General features: G+C 48.6%; 20 protein-coding genes and 1 pseudogene. 8 read left to right on the forward strand and 13 right to left on the reverse strand.

Going from position 1 to position 25,033, the window contains the following annotated elements; genetic code table 11:
- Positions 1-24 precede the first annotated feature (24 nt).
- The 5 genes from bcp to nrdA form a co-directional block, all read right to left on the reverse strand.
- Entirely contained in the window at positions 25-501 is a 477-nt protein-coding gene (gene bcp, locus KFF03_RS03420) for a thioredoxin-dependent thiol peroxidase (RefSeq protein WP_255858904.1), read from the reverse strand.
- 157 nt (positions 502-658) lie between these two features.
- Positions 659-937, reverse strand: a complete 279-nt coding sequence (locus KFF03_RS03425) for a hypothetical protein (protein ID WP_255858905.1) — start codon at positions 935-937, stop codon at positions 659-661.
- Between the two features lie 128 nt (positions 938-1,065).
- Positions 1,066-1,533: a class I ribonucleotide reductase maintenance protein YfaE gene (yfaE, locus tag KFF03_RS03430; protein ID WP_255858906.1), complete on the reverse strand. Its 468-nt coding sequence runs from the start codon at positions 1,531-1,533 to the stop codon at positions 1,066-1,068.
- Between the two features lie 11 nt (positions 1,534-1,544).
- Positions 1,545-2,675: a class Ia ribonucleoside-diphosphate reductase subunit beta gene (gene nrdB, locus KFF03_RS03435; RefSeq protein ID WP_255858907.1), complete on the reverse strand. Its 1,131-nt coding sequence runs from the start codon at positions 2,673-2,675 to the stop codon at positions 1,545-1,547.
- Positions 2,676-2,756: 81 nt separating this feature from the next.
- Positions 2,757-5,030, reverse strand: coding sequence for a class 1a ribonucleoside-diphosphate reductase subunit alpha (nrdA, locus tag KFF03_RS03440; RefSeq protein WP_255858909.1), 2,274 nt, complete (start codon positions 5,028-5,030; stop codon positions 2,757-2,759).
- Between the two features lie 396 nt (positions 5,031-5,426).
- Between nrdA and KFF03_RS03445 the strand changes: the two genes are divergently transcribed.
- Positions 5,427-6,167, forward strand: a complete 741-nt coding sequence (locus KFF03_RS03445) for a response regulator (protein ID WP_255858911.1) — start codon at positions 5,427-5,429, stop codon at positions 6,165-6,167.
- A 52-nt stretch (positions 6,168-6,219) separates the two neighbouring features.
- Positions 6,220-7,752: an ATP-binding protein gene (locus KFF03_RS03450; protein WP_255858912.1), complete on the forward strand. Its 1,533-nt coding sequence runs from the start codon at positions 6,220-6,222 to the stop codon at positions 7,750-7,752.
- 185 nt (positions 7,753-7,937) lie between these two features.
- On the opposite strand, the gene KFF03_RS03455 is transcribed toward KFF03_RS03450, so the two are convergent.
- Both KFF03_RS03455 and KFF03_RS03460 read right to left on the reverse strand, forming a co-directional pair.
- A complete protein-coding gene (locus KFF03_RS03455; RefSeq protein ID WP_255858913.1) occupies positions 7,938-8,870 on the reverse strand; it encodes a LysR family transcriptional regulator in 933 nt (310 codons plus the stop codon).
- 40 nt (positions 8,871-8,910) lie between these two features.
- Positions 8,911-10,461: a PAS domain-containing methyl-accepting chemotaxis protein gene (locus KFF03_RS03460; protein ID WP_255858914.1), complete on the reverse strand. Its 1,551-nt coding sequence runs from the start codon at positions 10,459-10,461 to the stop codon at positions 8,911-8,913.
- 150 nt (positions 10,462-10,611) lie between these two features.
- On the opposite strand from KFF03_RS03460, the pseudogene glpK reads away from it, so the two are divergent.
- Positions 10,612-12,098, forward strand: a pseudogene (gene glpK / locus KFF03_RS03465) (glycerol kinase GlpK).
- A 188-nt stretch (positions 12,099-12,286) separates the two neighbouring features.
- Complete coding sequence (locus tag KFF03_RS03470) at positions 12,287-13,387, forward strand: GGDEF domain-containing protein (protein ID WP_255858915.1); 1,101 nt, start codon at positions 12,287-12,289, stop codon at positions 13,385-13,387.
- A gap of 27 nt (positions 13,388-13,414) precedes the next feature.
- Here KFF03_RS03470 and KFF03_RS03475 read toward each other — a convergent pair whose 3' ends face one another.
- Positions 13,415-14,152, reverse strand: coding sequence for a glutathione peroxidase (locus tag KFF03_RS03475; protein ID WP_255858917.1), 738 nt, complete (start codon positions 14,150-14,152; stop codon positions 13,415-13,417).
- A gap of 177 nt (positions 14,153-14,329) precedes the next feature.
- On the opposite strand from KFF03_RS03475, the gene KFF03_RS03480 reads away from it, so the two are divergent.
- Entirely contained in the window at positions 14,330-14,704 is a 375-nt protein-coding gene (locus tag KFF03_RS03480) for a hypothetical protein (RefSeq protein WP_255858918.1), read from the forward strand.
- Between the two features lie 85 nt (positions 14,705-14,789).
- Here the strand turns inward: KFF03_RS03480 and KFF03_RS03485 are convergent, their stop codons facing one another.
- The gene (locus KFF03_RS03485) at positions 14,790-16,136 is read right to left on the reverse strand and encodes an OmpP1/FadL family transporter (protein WP_255858920.1); all 1,347 of its coding nucleotides are present in this window, start codon (positions 16,134-16,136) and stop codon (positions 14,790-14,792) included.
- 148 nt (positions 16,137-16,284) lie between these two features.
- Here KFF03_RS03485 and KFF03_RS03490 point away from each other — a divergent pair, with 148 nt between their 5' ends.
- On the forward strand, positions 16,285-17,109 hold the full coding sequence (locus tag KFF03_RS03490) for a sugar nucleotide-binding protein (RefSeq protein WP_255858921.1): 825 nt from the start codon (positions 16,285-16,287) through the stop codon (positions 17,107-17,109).
- 46 nt (positions 17,110-17,155) lie between these two features.
- Here KFF03_RS03490 and KFF03_RS03495 read toward each other — a convergent pair whose 3' ends face one another.
- The 4 genes from KFF03_RS03495 to leuS all read right to left on the reverse strand — a co-directional run bounded on the left by KFF03_RS03495 (position 17,156) and on the right by leuS (position 22,368).
- Positions 17,156-17,749: a hypothetical protein gene (locus KFF03_RS03495; protein ID WP_255858922.1), complete on the reverse strand. Its 594-nt coding sequence runs from the start codon at positions 17,747-17,749 to the stop codon at positions 17,156-17,158.
- A 330-nt stretch (positions 17,750-18,079) separates the two neighbouring features.
- Positions 18,080-19,084, reverse strand: a complete 1,005-nt coding sequence (gene holA / locus KFF03_RS03500; RefSeq protein WP_255858923.1) for a DNA polymerase III subunit delta — start codon at positions 19,082-19,084, stop codon at positions 18,080-18,082.
- The gene (gene lptE / locus KFF03_RS03505; protein ID WP_255858924.1) at positions 19,081-19,623 is read right to left on the reverse strand and encodes an LPS assembly lipoprotein LptE; all 543 of its coding nucleotides are present in this window, start codon (positions 19,621-19,623) and stop codon (positions 19,081-19,083) included. The genes holA and lptE overlap by 4 nt, the downstream gene beginning before the upstream one ends.
- Before the next feature lie 171 nt (positions 19,624-19,794).
- Positions 19,795-22,368 (reverse strand): leucine--tRNA ligase, encoded by a 2,574-nt coding sequence (gene leuS / locus KFF03_RS03510; protein ID WP_255860824.1) that lies wholly within the window; start codon positions 22,366-22,368, stop codon positions 19,795-19,797.
- A 370-nt stretch (positions 22,369-22,738) separates the two neighbouring features.
- On the opposite strand from leuS, the gene KFF03_RS03515 reads away from it, so the two are divergent.
- Positions 22,739-23,329 carry a cytochrome c gene (locus KFF03_RS03515; RefSeq protein ID WP_255858925.1) on the forward strand — a complete coding sequence of 197 codons (591 nt, stop codon included), beginning with the start codon at positions 22,739-22,741 and terminating at the stop codon, positions 23,327-23,329.
- 109 nt (positions 23,330-23,438) lie between these two features.
- A complete protein-coding gene (locus tag KFF03_RS03520) occupies positions 23,439-24,956 on the forward strand; it encodes a phospholipase D family protein (protein ID WP_255858926.1) in 1,518 nt (505 codons plus the stop codon).
- Positions 24,957-25,033: the final 77 nt, after the last annotated feature.

The raw sequence follows: 25,033 nt of genomic DNA on the forward strand, positions 1-25,033 counted from the left end.
GATTCCGTTGCGACCTGAGCTGTGTTAAAGACTTCTAAGAATTTCAAGGACGTCATCGTGATGGCTTTTGGTTTTCACCTTTTCCATGATGTGTACCAGGTTACCTTCAGGATCAATAATGAAGGTCAGGCGATGAATCCCCTCATATTCTTTGCCCATGAACTTTTTCAGAGCCCACACGCCATAATCATCGGCAATTTTATGTTCCGGATCCGATAGCAAGGTGAAGTTCAGCTCGTCGCGCTCAGTAAATTTTACCAGGCGTTTGGTTTCATCCGGGCTGATGCCTAGTACTACGGCATTCAGCTTTTCAAATTCAGATTTATGATCACGAATACCCTGTGCTTGTACGGTGCAACCTGGGGTCATGGCTTTTGGGTAAAAATACAAAACAACCGTTTTGCCACGTAAGTCTTTCAGCGAGACGTTATTGCCATCCTGATCAAGGGTTGAAAAATCCGGTGCAGCTTTGCCAATTTCAGGCAGGTTTAACTTGCTCATACAATGCTCTTGTTACGGTATTTTATGATATGGGTTTTATGATATGGACGTTGTGATTAAGGCTATCGTATGGCGGGAAGAAATCAACCGCGAAAAGAGCAGGGTTTTCACGGTTGTTTTTTCATTTTAATGCAGCAAAGCATTACCGTTTAGTGCATTACAGGTTAATGCACTGATCTTTCAGGTAAGACGTCAGAGTTTCTTTGGCTTTATTGCCTGCCGGGCTGTTGCGGAATAAAAACTCATGGGTTTTATTTTCCATTACCAGTAATACATCGGCGCAAAAATCACCGTCATGTTCTGCGCGCACCGGGCGCATACGGGCTTCAACCAGAGTGTTCAGATTGATGTAGAAATCGCCTGGAATTTCTTCCAGGTGATCGCGTGCACTCATACGAACCATGGCGACATTCGGTGTAATACAGATATAAGACATGCTGGGTTCCCTTCTCTACTTGTTGTTAATTGATTTATTAAAGACAAGTTTGATGGTAGATCAAGAGCCGCTATCAATAATTGATTTACAGCAGGTAATTGACCCTACATAAATTGAGGGAACAGAGCTTAGTCGATCTTAATTTTCAGATTCGATTTAGGGATGCAGCAACAAGGCAGAATTTCATCTTCATTCACCCAGGCCATTGGTTCTTCATTGTAGTGCACGTCACCTTCCAGCAGCTGAACCCGACAGCTGCCACAATAACCTTCACGGCATTGGTAATGCACATCAACATTCTGCGACTCAAGCGACTCCAGCAAGGTATGAGCGTGTTGGAACTGAACAGCCTGAACATCAGCACCTTGTTCAACACTTACGGCATAAACCGGTTTGGCCATGCCATCCAGTTCAATCTGAGGATTGACTTCAGGCTGTTCGGCGTTGCCTTCCGGTAAGTAGAGTTCACCTTGCAGGGCAGATTCGTCAGTTTCCGGAATCACAGGCTCCAACTCAAACTGATCCGCTTTAAACGACTCAGCATTGAGTTGGAAGGTATCGTCTTTTTTATCCGACATAGCTAATGCAGCAGACATCCCGTGTCACCTTAAAGATCAAAATCACCAAAGTCACTGGTATCGACTTCACTGTCGATGGCACCCACCAGGTAGGAGCTGATTTCTGCTTCCTGTGGGGCAACCTGCACGTTGTCGCTGTTTAACCAGGCGTTAATCCATGGCAGCGGGTTGTTTTTGGTTTCAAAGATCGGGTCAAAACCCAGAGCACCAATGCGTTGGTTGGTGATGTATTCTACGTACTGGCACAGGATATCTTTATTCAGGCCAATCATGGAGCCATCTTTAAACAGGTATTCAGCCCATTCTTTTTCCTGCTCCGCCGCTTCACGGAAAATAGTGACCATATCACCGCGGCACTCTTCAGCAATTTCTGCAAATTCCGGGTCGTCTTTACCACGAGCCATAATCTGCAGCATATGCTGAGTACCGGTTAAGTGCAGGGCTTCATCACGAGCAATTAACTTGATGATTTTGGCATTGCCTTCCATTTTGGCGCGTTCGGCAAACGCAAATGAGCAAGCAAAGCTAACGTAAAAACGGATGGCTTCCAGTACATTAACGGAAATCATCATGCGGTACATACGGCGCTTTAATTCACGCAGGTTGACCTCAATGGTCTCGCCATTAATCGTATGTGTACCTTCACCTAACTGGATGTAATAGTTAGACAACGCGATAAAGTCGTCGTAATGCTTGGTGACCGATTCCGCACGTTTAGTGATGTGTTCGTTCTTGGTGATATCGTCAAAAATTTCGGCCGGGTTAGGCACGATATTGCGCACGATATGGGTGTACGAACGGCTGTGAATGGTTTCACTGAATGACCAGGTTTCAATCCAGGTTTCCAGCTCTGGCAAAGATACCACCGGCAAAAGTGCTACGTTTGGCGAGCGACCCTGAACCGAATCCAACAACGTTTGGTATTTCAGGTTAGAAACAAAAATATGTTTCTCATGCTCTGGTAAATCAAGAAAATCTTTACGGTCGTTGGTTAAATCCACTTCCTCCGGACGCCAGAAAAACGACAATTGTTTTTCGATCAGGTTTTCGAAAATTTTGTGTTTTTGTTGGTCGTAACGTGCGACGTTGACGTGCTCACCAAAAAACATCGGTTGAGCAAAGGTATCAAATTCGTTGCGGTTAAAAGTGGTATAAGCCATTCGTTTCTTCTCGATGACGGTGCTGCAGAAACAGCACCGCCGGATTTGTCGTTTTGTAGTGTGTGGATTCCTGAGCAGGAATCAGATCTTACAAGCGCCGCCTTCACAGCCGTCATCTTCTGGTTCGGCCGCTTGTGGGTCTTCCATACCATCACGGGTGTTGTGGTAGTACAGAGTTTTTAAACCATTTTTATACGCTGTCAGCAGGTCTTTCAGCAGTTGTTGCATCGGTACCTTGCCGCCAAAACGCGATGGGTCGTAGTTGGTGTTGGCCGAAATCGCCTGGTCGACGAACTTCTGCATAATGCCGACCAGTTGCAGGTAGCCCTGGTTGTCCGGGATTTGCCATAACAACTCGTACTGACTTTTCAGCTTGTCGTATTCCGGCACCACCTGTTTCAGGATGCCGTCTTTACTTTGTTTCACACTGATATAGCCACGCGGTGGTTCAATACCATTGGTAGCGTTACTGATCTGAGAGGACGTCTCAGAAGGCATCAGAGCAGTCAGTGTGGAGTTACGCAGGCCGTGTTCTTTGATGTCGCTGCGCAGGGATTCCCAATCCAGTTGCAGTGCTTCATCACAGAAGCTATCGACTTCTTTCTTGTAGCTGTCGATTGGCAATACGCCCTGGGCATAGGTGGTGTCATCAAACAGTTCACACTTACCTTGTTCTTTGGCCAGTTCATTCGATGCTTTTAACAACCAATACTGAATCGCTTCAAAAGTACGATGGGTCAGGCCGTTGGCACTGCCGTCGGAATATTTCACGCCGTTTTTGGCTAAGTAATAGGCATAGTTGATCACGCCCACACCCAGAGTACGGCGGCCCAGGCTGGCGCGTTGAGCGGCCGTTACCGGGTAGTCCTGATAACTCAGCAGGCTGTCGAGGGCGCGTACAATCAAGTCAGCCAGTTCTTCCAGTTCGTTCAGGTCTTCGACCGTTCCGAGGTTAAAGGCAGCCAACGTACACAAGGCAATCTCGCCATTTTCATCATTGATTTCATTCAATGGTTTGGTTGGCAGGGCAATTTCCAGGCACAGGTTTGACTGGCGAACCGGAGCGCGTTTCGGGTTAAACGGGCTGTGGGTATTACAGTGGTCGACGTTTTGTACATAAATACGGCCGGTGCTGGCACGTTCCTGCATCATGGCCGAGAACAGATCAACCGCTTTGACAGTTTGCTTACGAATGCTGTCGTCGGCTTCGTATTTTTTGTACAGCTGGTCAAACAGTTCCTGATCTTCAAAGAAAGCATCATACAGACCCGGTACATCCGATGGTGAGAACAGGGTAATATTGCCGTTTTTGATCAGGCGCTCGTACATGGTTTTGTTGATCTGTACGCCGTAGTCCAGGTGACGCACACGGTTTTCTTCAACACCCCGGTTGTTTTTCAGTACCAGCAGGCTTTCAACTTCCAGGTGCCACAATGGGTAGAACAAGGTCGCTGCACCACCACGAACACCGCCCTGAGAACAGGACTTCACCGCGGTCTGGAAGTGTTTGTAGAACGGAATACAACCGGTATGGAAGGCTTCACCACCGCGAATTGGACTGCCCAATGCGCGAATGCGACCGCCATTGATGCCAATGCCAGCGCGTTGAGAAACGTATTTAACAATGGCGCCAGCGGTGGCATTAATAGAATCCAGGCTGTCGCCGGCTTCAATTAATACACAAGAACTGAACTGACGTGTTGGCGTACGAACACCGGCCATGATTGGGGTTGGTAGCGACAGTTTGAACGTGGATACCGCATCGTAGAAACGTTTGATGTAGTCCAGGCGACGCTCTTTGTCATACGAGGCGAACAGGCACGCAGCAATTAACACGTACAGGAACTGAGCACTTTCATACACTTCGCCGGTTACCCGGTTTTGTACCAGGTATTTGCCTTCCAGCTGCTTAACCGCAGCGTAGCTGAAGTTCATATCGCGCGAATGGTCGATAAACGCATCCATCGCGGCAAATTCTTCAGCGGTATAGTCTTCCAGCAAATGCTGGTCATAACGCTGGCTGTCGACCATTTTGGTCACATGGTCGTACAGCGCGGGTGGCTCAAAGCAGCCATAGGCTTTTTTGCGCAGGTGGAAAATATTCAGACGTGCTGCCAGATACTGATAGTCCGGAGACTCTTCAGAGATCAGGTCAGCCGCTGCTTTGATCAGGGTTTCATGAATTTCAGAGGTTTGAATACCATCAAAAAACTGCAGATGGGCTTTCAGCTCAACTTCAGAAACGGACACTTTGTCCAGGCCATCGGCGGCCCAGGTAACTACTTTGTGAATTTTCTCGAGGTCGAGAGATTCCTTGCGCCCGTCACGTTTGCTGACTTGGAGCTGACTGTTCATGCTGATTGTGCCTGTATTCAAGGGAAACTACTCCATCTATCCCTGATAGAAATGTTGTGGATCCATATGATTGACGCTGGATGAAAAACCCTGTAGAGCTTGTCTAAGTGACTGACTTATCGATGGATTTCTAAAGCGCGTAGCACAAGATAATGCGGTGCAGGTGGGTTTTCAACCCCAATATATAGTGTGTTTGTAAAATCTCATGTGGATAACTTGTGTGTAGTTGGTGGACAGCATTTTGATGATTTTATGCAGCCATTATCCTGTCTGGATTGGTCAGATAAGCGCATTTTTACAAATGTTTTTCCGTTACTATGCAACAAAGCGTAACTGGGTCTAAAGTTAAAAAGAAGCAGCCGGTTGGCGAAGTAGTTTAAGGATTGGTAATAAACCATGTTGAAACAAGAAAGTGGTCATAACCCAGAAGAAAACTGGCGCATTCTGATTGTTGAGGATGATGAGCGTTTAGCAACCCTGACCAAGGATTATCTGGAAAGCAATGGCCTGAAAGTATCCGTGGAAGGTGACGGTAGCCGGGCGATTGAGCGTATCAAAACAGAACAACCCGACCTGGTGGTACTCGATCTGATGTTACCGGGTGAGGATGGTTTGGCCGTTTGTCGCATCGTTCGCCCTTATTACAAAGGCCCGATTCTGATGTTGACGGCCCGTACTGAAGATCTGGATCAGGTGCTTGGACTGGAGATGGGCGCGGATGACTATGTGGCCAAACCGGTTCGTCCGCGAGTATTGTTGGCGCGTATTCGAGCCTTATTGCGCCGGGTTAAAGAAGAACCGGAGCAGGAAGAAGTTGAAACCACCAGTGATAACCGTCTGACCTTCGGTAATCTGGTGGTGGACAATGCTATGCGCGAAGCCTGGTTGGATGGTCAGAGCATTGACTTGACCAGTGCCGAGTTTGATTTGTTGTGGTTGCTGAGTTCCAGTGCTGGCCGGGTGCTGACCCGGGAAGAAATTTTCCACCAGTTACGAGGCATTGAATACGATGGACAGGATCGTTCTATTGATGTTCGTGTGTCGCGCATTCGCCCGAAAGTCGGCGATGACCCGATGAACCCTAAACGTATTAAAACCGTACGTTCCAAGGGATACCTGTTTGTGAAGGAAATCTGATCGCAGGAGACAGCGTATCTTTATCCGTGTTTACTCCGGTCTGCTGGCTGCTTTGCTGGTCGTTGCATTGTTATGCACGGCTGCGCTGCAGCTGGTCAACTTTGTCCGGACTTCTCAGTTTAACGAAGAAATCGCTCAGGGGACGCTGTACATGTTGTCGCAGCGCCTCGAAGATAACCCCGCCGCTTTAACCGAGTTGGCCGCCTTATTTGATGCAGATATGCGTCTGTTAGCATATGAGGATGCCGCTCCGGACCTTGACCGTTATCAGCAGGATCGCTTATCGCGTGGGCAGGCGTTGATTTTTCATACCAATGAAGGACGCAGCGTTCGCCTGTTAAAGTCTCTCAGTGGACAACGTTTGTTGTATATCGAACTGAACGCCGTGACCGATTTACAGGCCCAGGCGGTTGCGTTTCTGCTGATGCAGGATTTTCGTCGCAGTGGCCTCAGCATTGACGCGTTTTTGCAGCAGATGCAGCCCCATTTTGGTTTTCCTCTGAAAGTACTGCCCTATGAACAACTCAATCTCACTGAAACGGATAAGGGCAGGATGTTGTATGGCGATATTTTGGTCCGTATTTCTATTGAAGGAAACCGTGCAGAGGCCTTAGCCAAGTTGCCTGGTGAAGATCAGGCATTAGTTGTAGGCCCCATCAATGCGTTTAACCCATATTCCTGGCAAGCAATCACCGTTATTACCGTGATAGGTACCATGTTGATTGGTTTGGGTGTGTATTGGGTGGTGAATTCTTTTGAGACTCGCTTACGCAAACTGGAGCAGGCCACCAGTCGCTTGGCACAGGGCCACCTGAACGCCCGTGTGGCAATCACCTCGGGTGATGCCGTCAGTCGTTTGGGATCAGCCTTTAATAAAATGGCAGAACATATCCAGCGCCTGATTTCGATTCAGCGTGAAATGGTGCGTGCCGTTTCCCATGAATTAAGAACCCCGGTGGCCCGGATTCGGTTTGGCGTACAGATCATCGAAGATACTCTGTTTGATGATCCGTTTGTTGCCAAGCAGCTAAAAGGCATGGACTCTGACATTCAGGAGTTGGATGAGCTGATTGATGAAATCCTGACCTATGCACGCCTGGAAGAGGGTGGCCCGATTCTGGATTTCCAACAGGTGAATATTGCGGATACAGCATTACAGGTTGTTGAAGAGGCACGCCCGCCTGAAAATATTACGGTCGAGTATGTCGGGATTAACCCTCAAATCAGCCAAACTGCAGAGGTTGAACCCCGTTATGTGCACCGCGCCATTCAGAACCTGGTGGGCAATGCCGGACGTTATGCCAATTCTCGGGTATTAGTGAATTGCAGTGTTGGAACCGATACCTGTCGGGTCGATGTTGAAGACGATGGTCCGGGTATTCCGGAAGATGAATGGGATCGGGTATTCACCGCGTTTGCTCGCCTTGATGACAGCCGTACCCGGGCATCCGGTGGCTATGGTTTAGGACTGTCGATTGTTCGGCGGATAGCCTACTGGCACGGTGGTCGGGCAATGGTGTCACGCAGTGAGGTGTTAGGAGGGGCCAAGTTCAGTCTGATCTGGCCACGAAAACATCAGGATTAACGATACTTTAGCCGTGTGTATACATTTGGTTACATTCATATACGCATTTACAACAGATTTGACACGTTATTAACGGCAATATGGACCTTGCGTATCCTTAGGAGACGTGGTGAGAATGTAGCGAAGAAATTCGCTTTTTGGGGTTCAGGTTTCTGAACCCTTTTTTTATGCCTGAAGAAAAAGCCTCACGCATTGCCATTGGCAGGCAGGATTCCGGGTAAAGACTGAAAACAGGTTTGTAGCGCCTGATCAAGAAAATCCTGAATATAAGTGGCTTCTTTCTGCTCCTTGCGAATAGCAGCATACAAGGTTGGCCAAACGCCTTGTTCCCCCAATGGTCGACTTGCCACTAATTTAGCATCTAAATAGGGCTGTAATGCCCAGTTGGGTAAACACGCCACTCCACGACCGCTGGCCACTAACTGAACCATCATCAGTGTTAATTCTGTTTGTCGTGTCATATGCGGTTCAATGCCCCGAGGCACAAGAAAACGTTCAAAAATATCCAGCCGTTTGCGATCCACCGGATAGTGAATGAGAGTTTGATCTTGCAGGTCTTCTGCCTGAATCACGTTGCGCTGTACCAGGGGGTGTTGGTTAGCGATCGCGAGCATGGACTGGTAGCGGAACAGGGGGTGGTAGTAAATATCGTTATGCTCATGTGGGTCAGAGGTCACCACTAAGTCAATATCGCCACGAACCAGTGCAGGCAGAGGCTCAAAGTTAAAACTGGTGCTCAGGTCGATTTCCACTTCTGGCCAGTGGTCACGAAAAGCATTGATGGCGGGCATCAGCCAGTCAAAGCAGCTATGGCATTCAATCGCCATGTGCAATCGGCCAATATCTCCGCCAGCAAGCTTTTTCAGATTGCGTTCGGTTTGCTGAATCTGAGGAAGCAACTGATCGGCCAGTTGCAGCACTTCCAGCCCAGCTCGGGTAAAGCGCAAAGGCTTGGTTTTGCGTAAGAATAACGAAACGCCCAGGCGCTCTTCCAAATCTTTCAATTGATGCGAAAGCGCAGACTGTGTCAGATGCAGGCGACGCGCAGCTTCGACCAGTGTTCCCCCATCACGCAGGGCAGTCAGAGTGCGCAGGTGTTTGATATCCAGAGTGGACATGAGCAAATCTCAGCTTAATAGATTAAGCTATGTTAAACATTCATAGTCCTCGTTGGAAGCGGCGAATAATATTGCCCTGGTCACGCATCAGCTGGGATAGCTGCTCACAATGCTGGTGCATGTCTTCTGCCATGGTTTCTGCTTCATCGGATAACGCTTCTAACTGTTGCAGGTTGCTGCCGATATCATTGGCGGCCTGGTTTTGTTGTTGCACAGCCGTGCTGTTGGAATGATTCAGTTGATGAATAACGTCCAGCTCGTTGCGGATGGCGGCAAAGACATCGGTCACTTTGTGTGCTTTGTGCAGTGTATTTTCTGTGGATTGCAGGCCTTTTTCCATGGCATCAACGGCATGGTCGCTGTGTTGATTAAGCCCGTTAACAATGGTTTGAATTTCTCCTGCCGATTCTTGTGTGCGTTGAGCGAGGTTACGTACCTCATCGGCAACGACGGCAAACCCACGGCCTTGTTCACCGGCTCTGGCTGCTTCAATGGCTGCATTTAGCGCCAATAAATTGGTTTGTTCAGCGATTTCAGTGATGGCTTTAAGAAACCGATTGACGGCCTGGGTTTCCTGAGCCAGGGCACCAATGGCATTGGCGGTAGTCTTCAGCTGCTGTTGCAGGTTGTTGGTCTGTTCCACCATGACCTCGACTTCCTGCTCTCCCTGCTGGGCCGTTTGTGTGGCTTTATTACTGGCGTTACCGGATTGCGTGTTGTTATCACTTAAGTCCGTTGCGGCACTCACAATTTGTTGACTGGTTTGTTCAACCTGCTGGGTATAGGTGTGCTGCTGGCGGACACGCTGCAGTGTTTCCTGAGAGATATTGACCGTCGTGGCTGTGGTGCGTAATAAATGCTCTGAGTTATCCGCAATTCTTACCAGAACGGTTTGTAAGCGCCTTTCCAGAGTATGCATGGTGAACTCAATCTCTCCGGATGCATCGGTTCTACCTGTGTAGATCCAGGTCATCAGCTCGTTATTACTGACCTTTTGTGTTGCCTGGCTGATGTTGTTAAATAATCGTCGGTTAGTGCTGAACGACAAGGTTGCCATGGCAACCACAAGCCAGGTTAACCATGCAGGAGCTGTGCTGATTGCTGACACGATCGCCGTGATCAGCCAGGGAACAGCAAAATACAACAGGGATTTCAGATAACGTCTTCCCGGAATGGGTTTTTTCCCTTCATTGATACGGCGATAAGCTTGTTCGGCACGGCGGATCTGATCCGCCTGTGGCATGACTCTTACGGATTCATAGCCAACCACTTCAGACTGGTCGTATAGCGGAGTGACATAAGCATCCACCCAGTAGTGATCGCCGTTTTTAGCACGGTTTTTCACTAAGCCAATCCAGTGGTTGCCCGATTTCAGGGTTTGCCACATATCTTCAAACGCAATGGCTGGCATATCCGGATGTCTGACAATATTGTGTGGTGAACCGATTAACTCGTCTCTTTCGAAACCACTGATATCGATAAAGTGTTGATTACAATGGGTGATGACGCCCTTGAGGTTGGTTGATGAAACCAGATGGCAACCTTGTTTTAACTTAATTTCCTGCTGTGTTACCGGTTGATTATTTTTCATGGCGCTGTTCACTTTTTGTACATTTTAAAAAGTGTAGCTGAATTGACGGTGTTTGTTGGATGAACGGTCTCAGGCAAATGTGTTTTGCATAAGCTGGCAGCAGAAATGGCTTCACAGTAATATGCGTGTCATAAAAAGAGGAAGTCATTCATGCCACGTTATTTATTGAGCCTGGACCAGGGAACCACCAGTTCACGAGCGATTGTGTTTTCTGATCGGGGAGACATTATTGCGACTGCGCAACAGGAGTTTACGCAACATTTTCCGCAACCTGGCTGGGTAGAACATGACCCGGACGAGATCTGGCAGAGCACGATCTCCAGTGCCCGCGCAGCGATTGAAAAGCGGCTTGTACGGCGGAAGATATTGCTGCAATTGGCATCACCAATCAGCGCGAAACCACCTTAGTCTGGGATCGTAAAACCGGCAAAACCATTTATCCTGCGATTGTCTGGCAAGATCGCCGAACGGCGGATCAATGCCTTGAACTTAAGCAGCAGAATGGGCTGGAACAGCGGATTTCTGACAAAACCGGGCTATTGCTGGATCCTTATTTTTCTGCCACCAAAGTGTCCTGGATTCTCGATCACGTTGAGGGAGCCCGGCAGCGGGCAGAGCAGGGAGAATTGGCGTTTGGTACGGTGGACTCGTATTTGTTGTGGCACCTGACCAATGGTCAAAGCCATGCCACCGATGCGACCAATGCTTCAAGAACCTTGTTGTTCAATATTCATACTCAGCAATGGGATGAGGAACTGCTGGAAATTTTCCGTGTACCTGCGGCTATGTTGCCTGTTGTGAAGGACAGTGCCGCAGATTTTGGCCGTGCCCATGCGGCACTCTTGGGAGCTGGCATACCGATTGGTGGCATCGCCGGTGATCAACAAGCCGCATTGATTGGCCAGGCCTGCTTTAGCCCGGGCATGGCGAAAAGTACCTATGGCACTGGCTGTTTTATGGTGATGAATACAGGGACCGAAGCACTGCAATCAAAGAATCGATTGCTGACAACAGTCGGTTACCGCATTAATGGTGAAACGACGTATGCCCTGGAAGGCTCCATCTTTATGGCGGGGGCAACGATTCAATGGATTCGTGATGGTTTGCATTTAATTGGCCACGCCAAAGAAACGCAACCATTAGCGGAAGCGACCGGTTACGACAATCCGGTTTACATGGTACCTGCTTTTGCCGGATTGGGCGCGCCTTACTGGGACCCACAAGCGAAGGGCGCCATTATGGGCCTGACCCGGGATACCGGGATTAAAGAAATTGTCACGGCCGGATTACAAGCGGTGTGTTATCAGACACGTGACTTGCTGGAAGCCATGGCCGAAGACGGTGTTAAACCAGCAACCTTACGGGTTGATGGTGGCATGGTGGTGAATGACTGGTTGATTCAATTTCTGGCAGACACACTGGCAATGCCTATTACCCGGCCACAAGTAACGGAAACAACGGCGCTGGGTGCCGCATTATTGGCGGGTTTGCAGGTGGGAATATACGACAGCCTGGAGCAACTGGCGCAGCTTTGGGCGCATGAAAAAGAGTTTGTTTGTCAGCAAGATATTGCGACGCGAGAACGTCTTTATCAGGGCTGGTTAGATGCTGTTGAGCGTGTCAGGGTTCAGCATTAATGGCATAAGCGGATATGTATTGCCTCTGAAACTGATACGTTTCAGAGGCCCATTGAGGACAAAAAAAAAGCTATGGCCAGTTTGTGCATGGCAACTTCCCTTCTTTAATAACTTTATGGCATACGCCATGGTTGTTTATTTTTTAATCCCTATAATCTGCGTTTTGTTCTTGTGCACAGGACGCTTTAGTGGAACAGCTTCATCGGGATATCATTCGTCGCCACACTCAGGCTTCAGCTGCCGCTCTGTTATTCAGTGTATTGTTTAGCATCAGTTATCTTTTTGGCCTGACGCCGTTAGCGCTTCATGAACTCATTTTTTTATTAATGAGTTATTGGTGTGTGCATGGTTTTTTACTGTATCTGGTGATATCCGGGCGGAGTAAACGGTATCAGGATCCGAGCCTGATGATTCCGTTTATGCTGGCAGGTATCAGCTTTATCACCTTGATGTTAATTAATTCCGATGTATTACGGCCTGTTTGGACCATGGCTTACCTGGCGGTCATGCCATTTGGCGTGTTTCGTTTAAGCTGGAAAGAGTATCTGTGTATTTGTCTGTTTGTATTAGCCTGTTACAGCGGTGTGTTGAGCTACTTCCATGTCTATGAGCTTTCTGTATGGAGCCTGGAAATGGAATTACTGGCGGGGCTGGCCTTTCTCGCCTGCATTATGGCTTACACCGTTATTGGTAAAGAATTCAGTATTCTCAGGGATGCTTATCGTCAGAAAAATCGTGAATTGCGGCGTGCTTTGGTGAAAATTGAAGAGTTAGCGATCACCGATGAATTAACCGGATTATTTAATCGACGCTATTTATTAAAAATGCTGGATAAACAGCAGGCATTGTCCAATCGTGAAGGTCTGCCATTTGTACTGGCTTTTGTCGATATTGATCACTTCAAGCAAATCAATGATATACATGGGCATCGCGTCGGGGATCAGGTTCTTACAGAGTTGTCATTGCTATTAAAAGACGCTGTACGCGAAGTGGATGTGGCCGCGCGTTATGGCGGTGAAGAGTTTGTGCTGTTGTTAAGTGGGGTCAATCTGGACGCGGGAAGAACGGCGTTAGAGCGTATACGGATGCAGGTGTCAGAACAACGCTATACCGACATGAATATCCCGTTAACCGTGTCTGTTGGTGTTGTTGAGCATCACCTTAACGAAGGTGCTGAGGTGATGTTAAACCGTGCCGACCGGCTATTGTATGAAGCAAAGCGTGGTGGACGAAATCGCGTAAAAGCAGAGCCTCAGGAGCTGTCTCTTTTTAGTGAAGAGGCACTCTGAGGCTGCTGATATTCAGTGAATGGCCGTTTACGCTTTCAGATATTCAGCCAACTCCTCACTGCCACCGATGTGTTTACCACCAATAAATACCTGAGGCACCGTTTCTCTTCCGCTCATAGCACGCAACGTTGTCAGAGTTGCATCACGTCCCATTAAGACTTCTTCAAACTCCAGACCCGCATTTTTGAGGTCTTCTTTCGCTTTTTTGCAGAATGGGCAACCCGGCTTACTGAATACGGCAATGGATTGAGGCTTTTGAGCGCTTGGATTGATGTATTCCAGCATGGTGTCGGCATCGGATACTTCAAACGGGTCGCCAGGTTTTTGTGGCTCAATAAACATCTTGTCGACCACGCCATCCTTAACCAGCATGCTGTAACGCCAGCTACGCTTGCCAAAACCTAACTCCGCTTTGTCTACTAATAAACCCATGCCTTCGGTAAATTCACCATTACCGTCCGGGATCATACGAATATTTTCGCACTCCTGATCCGCCGCCCAGGCATTCATCACAAAAGTGTCGTTAACGCTGATGCAGATAATTTCATCGACACCATTATCGGCGAAGACTTTCGCCAATTCGTTATAACGTGGCAGGTGTGTGCTTGAGCAGGTTGGTGTGAATGCTCCTGGCAATGAAAAAACAGCAACGGTACGACCTTTAAAGATCTCATCGCTGGTGACCGTTACCCAATCGTCACCTGAGCGAGTTGGCCAGCTAACCGAAGGAACGTTTTGGCCTTCTTTGTTTTCAAATGCAGACATGATGTTTCCCTTTATTGAGTGTGTGTCTTAATTCAATGAGTTTAGTATGGATCAAAAATAGTTCATTGCTAAAATCAATTGTTTTTATTGGTGTGTTAGTTTTTGGTAATGGCATGTCTATTACTCTTCGATCCGTCAGGTATAATCCGCCAGATACACAATAGAGCAGTTATAAGTATGTTGATAGAAAACAGTTCTGATTTGATTCAGAGTGTTCAGCCGGGATCTTTGTCATCCGGTAAGCGGGTTGACCTGGCTGTATTGGTAAACGGTCAGGTTCTGGTCATCAGTGATGATGCGTTGGCTTTGTTCGTAAGGCCTGAAGATGTTGGTAATGAACTGGGCAATGGCCTGATTCGCAGTGTGGCATTGCCTGAAGCGTTTTGTTTACCTCTGGAAAATGATCGTTATCTTCAGGAGCACCGAGCGGGCTACGTTGGCTTGAGTGATGGGCGTGTATTGTTGATTACATTAAATGATGTGCAGATGTTTCCTTCAAAGCAGGATGCACTGCGTAATCAGAATGAAGTGACCCGGATGAAGCTGGGCTAGAAATAAAGCTGATGTAGAAATAAGGTGGGGGTAGCAATGAGACTGGGTTAACTGATGGCAACTAACCCAGTCTTGAGGGCCTCTTTTACATTGCCCAGCGTAATCCGAGAGCAAATGAGTTGATATCGTTGCTAACGTCACCTTGTAAGCGAGAGCCTGTTGATGCCAGTTCATCCTGAGTAATTGCACGCTCCTGTGCCAGGGTGTGCTGATAGCCTGCATCCAGAGCCAAATCTTCCGTTAACTGGTACGACATCCCGATCGACATGGCTTTGTAGTCGTCAAACGCGAAATCAACCTTGGCTGTTTCTGTTGGGATTGGGGTTTGATCCAGGGCGATACCGGTCCGCAGGGTAAGTTGCTCTGACAGCGCGTAATTCGCCCCTAAAGAGAAGCGGAAACTTTCTTCCCAGTTGTGTTCCTGAGGGATGGCCGTCAGCGCGCTGACGGTTGAGTTGCTGCTTTCAATTTTGATCTGATCAAAACGCGACCATTTGGTCCATTGAACATCTGATTGCAGCGTCAGCTTGCCGAATTCATGGGAATAACTGATGTTGGCTGTTTCAGGGGTGGTAATTTGTACCTTGCCTTGTGCTGTCGTGTTTTCCAGCCCGGCTAACTCAACAAACCTGTTGGTACTTTCTTTGAAGCTAACTTTGGCGGTACCTTTGATGTCGTGCACGACCCGGGTTCGGTAATTCAGGCCAAGCCGACCGCCATTCTGAAAATCAGTAAATACCCCGGCGGCAAAAGCAAAGGCAACGTCATTACCTTCTATCTCAAACTGTCCATCATGAGTGGTGTCACCCAGTTCTGATGCTGGAACTCCAGTTGCTGCACAAATTGCTTCAGGGGCTTCGGCTAGGCAAGCAGCAGTCAGGTTAATGGCTGCTGCCGTTTTTGCATTTAAGTATTGGGAAATAATACTAAAGCCAAAAGATGTTGTTTCGGTTGCCTGAAAAGCAAAAGAAACACCAGCATCGATACCGGTAATTTCACTTTCCGTAACCGCGTAACGCGCAACACTGTCATCACCAAAGTCTGTACCGGTGGCATAAGGGGCATTGATAAAGGCTCCCATAGCTAAACTCTCGTCCAGGTGAGTGACGAAATACAGAGTGGGTAACAGGTCAAAGTTATTCGCTTCAGCTTTTTTGCCTTGAATTGGTGTGTTGTTGAGTGTGGTGGCATCTCCTTTAAACTCAGATTGTACCGAGATGGCGGACAGGTTAATTGCCAGCTCTTCCTGAGTGGCCAGCATGGCTGCCGGATTGTATGCCGCAACGGAAGCATCACTGATTGCAGCTGCACCGGCCGAAAAAGCGTCGCCTAAACGGATGGCAGACTGTTCGTCGACATAAAAGCCCTGTGTATGTCCCTGTGAGGCAGCTATGGCTGCCATAGCCGCAGCTAAGATTTTTATTTTTGTCATTGTAATCCCCTTACTCAATCTAATTTGGTACCAAGGTACATTAAGTGAGATTATCATCAAGAGGTAAATGCGCACTCTGTGAGGAATTGACCAAAAAAAGCCACATGGTTATGGTTCAGGCTTATTGGTTTTTCTATGGGAATATGTCGTGAGCAGTAGTGCGTTCCAAACCTATGTTATTGGTGCCGATCAGCCTGTGGGTCAGCAGTTGGTCCGGAATTTAAACTCTCAGGGGCTGATGTATCAGAGCATCACATTGGAGAGTCGCGATAAACTGACGGCTTCTTCTTCCGGTCAGCCTTTTTTTGTGATCACGCCACCATTGAATGAGCAATCAGATTCCGTTGATTTCTGGCTGGAACGCGCCAGAGAAATGGATGCCGGGGTGGTGTTATTGTCCTCACTGGCGTTATTTGCGTATCGCGCGGATAACGTTGTCACAGAAGATGACCCAAATGTTGCTGATACGGAAGTGGCCAATCGATTATTAGCAATGGAAAGCAAGGCTCGTGAAAATGAACGTCATGTTATCTTGCGGACTGGCCAGTTGTTCTCATTACAAAACGATGACTTTGCTAGTCAGCTATTGGCCAAAGCCCGCTTATCAGAGCCATTGAGTGTTGATATGCAGCGCTTATTTGATCCGACGCCGGTGGATGATGTCGCGGATGTTTTATTGGCAGTTTTACGTCAGCTAGCTTGCAGCGATGAGCTTTTTGGCACTTACCACTTCAGTGGCGTTGAACCAGTATCGGCATTCGGTTTCGCTGAAGCATTAATGGCGCTGGCTAGCCAGTATGAAGACCTGTCAAAGGTTGAGCTGGGGTCTCAAGAGGGAGGAATGATGCCATCTCCATGGGCGGTATCATCAGACAATACCCGGATTTTTCATACCTTTGGTGTTAAGCCTAAAGCCTGGCGCCAGGGGTTGGGGCGTCAGCTTCAGAAGTATTACCGGGTTGAAGAATCCTGAGTCAAAGTCGTGTTAGCTAAACCGCTGTTATCGTTGTAACAGTGGTTTATGCCAGATTCAGAGCAGTGGATTCCTGGTACAGGGCCATCAGCTTGTCAGTGATCACCGTACGAATACCTTCGCGTTCAAGGCTGGACAGAGACTTCAGTTCGCTTAGACGAAGACGATTCAGGTGCAGACAAGGCAGCTTATCGTTAAATTCCCGTAAATCACCTTTCATCAGAACCGGCAAAAACGGATCGTCGCTGTTCGAGCGGCGTAAAATCTGGCGCATACCTTCCTGAAACGGAATCGGGACAGAGCGCACGTTTTTGTTTTTGTGCGAGATCACCAGATACAAGCCCTGCTTACCAATCAGGTTGCCTGGAATGACGTGCAGACCAGTGGACTGGACTGCATCAGCATTCAGGTGGCTGAATGTATCATGAAATGCATACGGGTCTGGCAGGATCACCATCTGGCGGTTGGCTTCTTCAGGAAAGAAGATGCTGTAGTTGGTGTATAGCTGTTTTACTGAGCCAGAAAATACACACAGTCGATTCTCAAACTGTTTAACAAAATTCATGGCCCGCTGGTGCTGGCTTAGGGTGTGTAAGTCCCAAACCAGGTCAGCATTTTGTTGACCTGCCATACTATTCATTGATGTTTACCCCTTTGTTATGAGAATCGAGTGTTATTTAGTCACGCGAATCTCAAATTAGTTTAGCAAATACACCACATTGCTGGTCTTACTTTGACATAAGGTGACCAAAATTGTCACCTTGATGACAAAAGAATGAGCACTGCTTCACGCTTCTGTCTCAGATTGTCCTGTTGAGCCGGATCGTTCTGTTAAGCCAGTGTGGCTATGCATACTAAATGCTGATAAAACTCAAAGTCTGTGATCGTTCTCAGAGTCAGAGCATGTTGATAGTTCTTAGTATGACGCAGAACCGGATAGTTCGATGTGCACTTGTGTGTATTTCTGAAGTTAACTGGTTGGCAGTTTTACATTTGTTAACAGCAGGGTTAACTCACTTAACAGTAACCAGGGATCTTCACCACTTCCTTTGACCGCATTGTCGATATCGGTGGCTTTTTGCAGAGCACTGTGTAGGTCACTGATGCTGAGTTGTTGCAGGGCTTTTTTGTAGGGGGGCTGTTGTTTGGGCCAGATATTATTCTTCTTAAAGGCTTCGCTCAGTTGTTGGCCCGAGGTGTTTTTCAGGGAGATCAGCTGGCGTACTTTCCGGGTTAACGCGCCTAAGATCATAATTGGCTCAACGCCTTCGCCACGAAGATGAGAAAGAATCCGGCTGGCTTCAGCCTGTTTTCCCAGCAGACATGCATCAGCAAGGCTGAAGGCATCAAAACGTGAACTGTCACCAATGGCGTCGTTGATCATTTCTTCAGTGATGGTTGATGCGCCTAACAAGCGCAGTTTTTCCACTTCTTGAACGGCGGCCAATAAATTGCCTTCGGTCTGGTGTGCCAATGCTGCAATGGCAGCAGGCTCGGCTTGTAAGCCCGCCACTTGTAAGCGGCGCTTCAGCCAACCAGGGTACTGATTGCGTTCAATCGGCCAAACGGGAAGAAAGACACCGGCTTTATCAACCGCTTTAAACCAGGCTGTTCGCTGGGTGGCAGCATCAATCCGTGGGCAGATAATCAGCAGCAGATTATCCGGGTTGGGTTGCTTTACCAGATCCTGTAAGGCGTTTCCTTTATCCGACGGTTTGCCATTGGGGATACGGACTTCAAGAATCCGACGACTGGCAAACAGTGACATAGCGTTGGCTTCTTCGCGCAGATGATTCCAGTCGAAGCCTGCTTCTGTATGGAATAACTCCCGATCTTCGATCCCCGCCTGGCGTGCTGCCATACGAATCTGGTCGCACGCTTCCATGACTAATAAGGGTTCATCACCGGATACCAGATAGCAGGGTGCCAAGCCTTTTTGTAGGGTGGCTGTCAGCTGATCCTGACGGATCTTCATGGCTGAGCCTGTACGCTGGAAGGTTTTGCTGCAGCAGGCGCAGGAATCGCAATAAAGGCATCCGCTTGTGCTCTTTGCAGGCGACGCATCAATTTACGCACCAGATCTTTTTCCATTTCTTTCAGCTGGACAGCTTCTTCGCTGGCGGTACCACCAACATTATTAATGTCATTGGTCAGGCGGCGACGCGACTTCACCTGAATCGGTAGTTCGCTGTTACGCTCAATATGAATCAGGCGAGCGTCTAAACGGCCATTCAGTTCATATTCGGAAATTTGCCCGGAGCTGCTGACGGATAGTGTGCGCTTATCGATTTCAACTTTGTTGACCTGCAGGATAGCCGGTGCATCGGCAGCCGTTTGTGTGAGTAACACATCGTTAAACTCCAGCTGCAGGATTAATTGCTGATCAAAACTGTTACCGGCCTGGCTTTGCAGGAATAAAACGCGATATTCCTTAGGCAGTGGTGATACACCCCGCAGGTGCCAGCCGCAAGCGGTGAGCATTGAAAGCATTAAGGTCCAGATGATTAAGCGCATGGTTTTTCCTGATCGGGTCAAAGCCGGTGGGAGGTATCCATTATTTAGTCACCGCGCCGAAGGGCCATCCCTGGCCCTGCCGCGCTACCGCAGAGTCCCTCTGCTGCTTTAAATAATGGATGCCTCCCTCCGGCTGAAGTAAGGAAGTATGCTTCCAGTCGTTTTTACAGATTAATTAGCAACAATATTAACCAGCTTACCCGGCACCACAATCACTTTACGCACGGTTTTGCCGTCAATCTGCTTCTGAATTGCATCGTCGGCCATGGCCATGGCTTCCAGATCATCTTTAGAAGCGTTGGCTGGCGCGTCCAATTTGGCGCGAACTTTACCGTTCACCTGAACAACCAGTACGATGCTGTCTTTCACCAGCGCGCTTTCGTCCACAACTGGCCATGCCGCATCCAGAACTAAACCGTCGTTACCAAAGGCCGTCCACAGTTCCTGCGCAATATGTGGTGCCATCGGGCTTAACATACGGACAACCGCATTCAGGCCTTCGGCAATCACGCTGCGACCACCGGCACTGGACAGATCCAGCTTCTGCAAAGTGTTCATCAGTTCCATAATGGCAGCGATACCGGTATTGAAAGAATAACGACGACCGATGTCATCGCTCACTTTCTGGATGGTTTCGTGCACTTTACGGCGTGCATCTTTTTCGGCTTTATTCAGCTGATCAGCAGCAACGATTGAACGATCTTCCTGTTGCAGCAGTTCGAAACTTAAACGCCATACCCGCTGCAGGAATTTTTGTGCCCCCTGAACACCGTTTTCAGACCACTCCAGCGTTTGCTCCGGTGGCGCAGCGAACATGGTGTACAAGCGTACGGTGTCGGCGCCGTAAACATCGATGGCTTCCTGAGGATCAACACCGTTGTTCTTCGACTTCGACATTTTGATCATGCCTTCGTGTTTCAGCTCCTGGCCGTTCCACATGGCTTTGATCAGACGACCTTTTTCGTCACGCTCAGCTTCTACGTCTTTGGGTGCAACGTATTCTTTGCCGCCGTTTTCATTCTGATAGCTGAACGCATCCGCCAGAACCATGCCCTGACACAGCAGGCTGGCAAATGGCTCATCACCTTTAACCAGGCCCACATCACGCATCAGCTTGTGGAAGAAGCGGGCATACAACAGGTGCAGAATGGCGTGTTCAATACCACCGATGTATTGGTCCACTGGTAGCCAGTAATCAGCTTCGGTTGGGTCGACCATTTGTGTGTCGTCCCACGGAGAGCAGTAACGCGCGTAGTACCAGGAAGACTCCATAAAGGTGTCGAAAGTATCGGTTTCACGGAAGGCCTGTTCGCCTTCGAACTCGATGTTTTCGAATTCCGGGTTGTTTTTGATCGGGCTGTTGACGCCGTCCATCACCACATCGGTTGGCAATTCTACCGGTAGCATATCGGCTGGTGTGGGTACTTGCTCACCGTCGGCTTTGTTGATCATTGGAACCGGGGTACCCCAGTAACGCTGACGGCTCACACCCCAGTCGCGCAGACGGTAGTTGGTTTTGACCTGACCTTTACCCGCATCCGATAACCACTTGGCAATAGCATCAAAAGCGGCATCGAAATCCAGACCATCAAACTCGCCGGAGTTAATCAGCTTACCTTTTTCGGTAAAGGCTTCCGCCGACAGATCAAAGTCTGCAGGCGCTTCAATTACCTGATTAATTTCCAAGCCATACTTCTGAGCGAATTCGAAGTCACGCTGGTCGTGTGCAGGAACCGCCATCACAGCGCCAGAGCCGTAATCCATCAGTACAAAGTTCGCGACCCAGATTGGGACTTCTTTGCCAGATACAGGGTGAATCGCAGTCAGACCGGTGGCGAAACCTTTCTTCTCCATGGTGGCGATGTCCGCTTCTGCGGTGCCGCCTTTTTTGCATTCTTCGATAAACTCAGCCAGCTCCGCATTACCTTCAGCGGCTTCGGCGGCTAATGGGTGACCCGCAGCAACGGCCACGTAGCTCACACCCATTAAGGTATCCGGACGAGTGGTGTAGACCTCAAGGGTTTCCTCACGATCTTTTATACCGAAATGTAATTCAACGCCCTGGCTCTTGCCTATCCAGTTGCGCTGCATGGCAACCACTTGCTCCGGCCAGCCTTTCAGCTGATCAAGATCGTTTAACAGCTCTTCGGCGTAATCGGTAATACGGATAAACCACTGTGGGATTTCTTTACGCTCGATCGGCGTATCACAACGCCAGCAGCAGTTGTCGATCACCTGTTCGTTGGCCAGAACGGTTTTATCGTGTGGGCACCAGTTAACCGCAGAAACTTTTTTGTACGCTAAACCTTTCTCAACCAGCTTGGTGAAGAACCACTGTTCCCAGCGGTAATATTCAGGCTTACAGGTCGCCAGTTCGCGGTTCCAGTCATAACCAAAGCCCAGCGATTTCAGCTGGCCTTTCATGTAGGCAATGTTTTCGTCGGTCCACTTACCCGGTGCTGTGTTGTTTTTGATCGCTGCGTTTTCCGCTGGCAGACCAAACGCATCCCAGCCCATTGGCTGCATCACGTTTTTTCCCTGCATACGCTCGTAGCGCGAAATTACATCACCAATGGTGTAGTTACGCACGTGACCCATGTGCAGACGGCCACTTGGGTAAGGGAACATCGACAGGCAATAAAACTTCTCTTTATTGGCATCGACGACGGCTTTAAATACCTGTTGTTCTTCCCACTGGCTCTGGATTGAGGCTTCAATGGCTTTTGGTTGATAAGTCTCTTGCATCATGGCGTCACTATAAATTCTGATCTGCGCCAGCGACGGCGGCAGATACTGACTAAACAGAAGAAATAAGAAAGCGCGAAAGTGTACCCGAATCCGACCCCGGATCACACCAAATCCGAGCAGTCGCTGATGAGAAGTCTTGCCCGCCGTGTCATAAACCAAGGTCGTAATCACGCGACTTAAAAAGAAATAACCGCCGGGTGATACTTGATACAAGTCAGGCAAGATTCATTTTTCAGGTGGTTGGCAAATAATGTCACTTGGCCTGAGCCAGCAATATGCGTATTTTCGCTGCACCAAATATCAAATATTGAAAAATTTACCCTGTATGAAGTATCTGATCCGTACCCTGATAGCAGCATCTCTATCTATGACTCTGCCCTCGTATGCAGAGACGGTCGAGAATATGCTGGTTGAAATGACCATGATTCAGAACAATACGGCACTGATGCAGGCCGCGGTTGCCGATGGTCGTGAACGTGGACAACTGTGTTTTCGCTGCCATGGTGATGATGGTAACTCCAAGCGTGATTACATCCCGAATCTGGCCAGTCAGAATGCGTTATACCTGTTCACTCAATTTGAACATTTTGCCGATGGCACTCGTAAAGATTATGTGATGAGTAAACTGGCCGGCCATTTAAGCAAAGAAGATCGCATCAATATTGCTTTGTATTTTTCGCAAAGCCCGGTGGCAAAACGTCAGCAACCGGTTGAAAGCAACGCCAAAGGTGAGCAGATTTACCGTTCCATGTGTTTTGCCTGTCACGGTAATGATGGGTATGGTAATCAGCAGTATCCGCGTATTGCCGGGCAACCGTACGAATACCTGGAAAAAACGCTGATGAAGTTTTTGCACAAAGACCCGGAACGCCAGAACTCTCCGATGTCTTCTGTTATTCAGAATATGAATGAACAGCAAATGAAGGACGTAGCAGCCTATGTGGCGCACATGCCGTAACTGTTTTTGCCTTATTTTTTGTGCGTGGCTACTGAGTAGCTGCGCATCTTTCCCTGAATATTCTAATCTCACGCCACAATATCATCGCTCTGCACCCGAGCATTCACCTTTGCAGCAATGGCAGCCCTCATCTGTTGCTTCGACTTCTGTCACTGAACTTCGCTCTGTCACTGACCTGGCTTCTGTGCCGACATTGTCTGACGCTTCGGGCCAACAGGCCGGTTTAAAATTGTTAGGCGATGGTCTTGATGCCTTTATTGCCCGACTGGCGCTGATCCAGGCTGCAACGTCAACACTGGATCTGCAATATTATCTTTATCATGACGATCTGACCGGACGTGCTTTGACACTGGCCTTATTGCAGGCTGCTGATCGTGGAGTGCGTGTTCGTTTATTGCTCGATGATATGGCGACCCGTGGAAAAGACGAAGCACTGTTTCAGGTGGCAGCTCACCCAAATATTGATATTCGTTTTTTTAATCCGTTCCGCCGTGAATACTCCAGAGAACTACAGTTCATCACCCGTTATGGCGTGTCCACCCGGCGCATGCACAATAAAGCGATGATTGCCGATAATCTGATGGCGATTGTGGGGGGGCGAAATATTGGCGATGAATACTTTAATGCCGCTCGCGATGACGTGGTGTTTGGTGACCTTGATGTTTTATTTACAGGCCCGGTAGTCAGTGATGCCTCGGTTTCTTTTGATCGCTATTGGAACAGCTCGCTCAGTTTTCCGGTGGAGCAGTTGTATCAGGAAGACATTAGCGCTGAACAGTTAACCGCCTCTCGTCAAAAGCTCGAGCAGTGGGCTCAAAACAAGCAAGAACACCCGTATTTAAAGGCATTAAAAAAACGAGCCGGTGAATTAGTCTCGGACCTTGGGCTGAAGACGGGTGTGGAAGTCGGGTCAGGTTCTGTGCCGAGTTCCGGACAAGAATTACGACAAGGAAAGGCCTATCTGCTGGGAGATTCCCCTGACAAACTGCTTAAGCCAGAAAGTCACTCCGCGGTTTTTGACAATATCAGCCAGATCAGTGATCAGACCACAGAGAGTTTATTGGTGGTATCGCCTTATTTTGTACCAGGTGATGAGGGAGTGAAATACCTGAAGCAACTGGTTGATCGCGGTGTAGAGGTTACCGTACTAACGAACTCTCTGGCTGCGACGGATGTTCCGGCGGTGCACTCTGCCTATAAAAAATACCGCCGTGGTTTGTTACAAGGAGGTGTTCGTTTATGGGAACTGAAACCCGACCTGAGACAAGAGCCGGTGACTTCCTGGAGTGGCTCTTCATCCGCCAGTTTACACGCCAAGATGCTGGTGGCTGACCAGCGTTATATTTTTGTGGGCTCCATGAATCTGGACCCAAGATCCGTTGTTGAGAATACTGAGATGGGGTTGTTGTTTGAGCAGGCTCAGATGGCCACTGAAATCCGACGTGTGATGGCACAGCAATTACCAACCCAGGCATATCGTTTATCGTTACAGGATAACCAACTGACCTGGCATGAGCAGCGCCAGGACTGTGTCGAAAAAACGTATGACAGCGACCCTCAGGCCAGCAGCTGGCGTCGCCTGCAATCATGGTTTCTGGGGTGGTTGCCAATTGAATCGGAGTTATAGCCGGGCTTGCTAGTTGGTGTTGATGCTTGAACTGGGCGTAGCGACTGCCTACTATCGCGGTTTGTTCTTTATTCGGT

The sequence above is a fragment of the Bacterioplanoides sp. SCSIO 12839 genome, assembly GCF_024397975.1.
Classification (GTDB): domain Bacteria; phylum Pseudomonadota; class Gammaproteobacteria; order Pseudomonadales; family Oceanobacteraceae; genus Bacterioplanoides.

What these genes read in the sequence shown, in the direction of transcription:
- lptE (WP_255858924.1), bottom strand. Translation starts at nt 19,623, where the DNA reads ATGCGCTTAATCATCTGGACCTTAATGCTTTCAATGCTCACCGCTTGC.
- bcp (WP_255858904.1), bottom strand. Translation starts at nt 501, where the DNA reads ATGAGCAAGTTAAACCTGCCTGAAATTGGCAAAGCTGCACCGGATTTT.
- KFF03_RS03495 (WP_255858922.1), bottom strand. Translation starts at nt 17,749, where the DNA reads ATGAATAGTATGGCAGGTCAACAAAATGCTGACCTGGTTTGGGACTTA.
- KFF03_RS03445 (WP_255858911.1), top strand. Translation starts at nt 5,427, where the DNA reads ATGTTGAAACAAGAAAGTGGTCATAACCCAGAAGAAAACTGGCGCATT.
- holA (WP_255858923.1), bottom strand. Translation starts at nt 19,084, where the DNA reads ATGAAGATCCGTCAGGATCAGCTGACAGCCACCCTACAAAAAGGCTTG.
- KFF03_RS03485 (WP_255858920.1), bottom strand. Translation starts at nt 16,136, where the DNA reads ATGACAAAAATAAAAATCTTAGCTGCGGCTATGGCAGCCATAGCTGCC.
- KFF03_RS03515 (WP_255858925.1), top strand. Translation starts at nt 22,739, where the DNA reads ATGACTCTGCCCTCGTATGCAGAGACGGTCGAGAATATGCTGGTTGAA.
- KFF03_RS03425 (WP_255858905.1), bottom strand. Translation starts at nt 937, where the DNA reads ATGTCTTATATCTGTATTACACCGAATGTCGCCATGGTTCGTATGAGT.
- nrdA (WP_255858909.1), bottom strand. Translation starts at nt 5,030, where the DNA reads ATGAACAGTCAGCTCCAAGTCAGCAAACGTGACGGGCGCAAGGAATCT.
- leuS (WP_255860824.1), bottom strand. Translation starts at nt 22,368, where the DNA reads ATGCAAGAGACTTATCAACCAAAAGCCATTGAAGCCTCAATCCAGAGC.
- nrdB (WP_255858907.1), bottom strand. Translation starts at nt 2,675, where the DNA reads ATGGCTTATACCACTTTTAACCGCAACGAATTTGATACCTTTGCTCAA.
- KFF03_RS03455 (WP_255858913.1), bottom strand. Translation starts at nt 8,870, where the DNA reads ATGTCCACTCTGGATATCAAACACCTGCGCACTCTGACTGCCCTGCGT.
- yfaE (WP_255858906.1), bottom strand. Translation starts at nt 1,533, where the DNA reads ATGTCTGCTGCATTAGCTATGTCGGATAAAAAAGACGATACCTTCCAA.
- KFF03_RS03460 (WP_255858914.1), bottom strand. Translation starts at nt 10,461, where the DNA reads ATGAAAAATAATCAACCGGTAACACAGCAGGAAATTAAGTTAAAACAA.
- KFF03_RS03480 (WP_255858918.1), top strand. Translation starts at nt 14,330, where the DNA reads ATGTTGATAGAAAACAGTTCTGATTTGATTCAGAGTGTTCAGCCGGGA.
- KFF03_RS03475 (WP_255858917.1), bottom strand. Translation starts at nt 14,152, where the DNA reads ATGTCTGCATTTGAAAACAAAGAAGGCCAAAACGTTCCTTCGGTTAGC.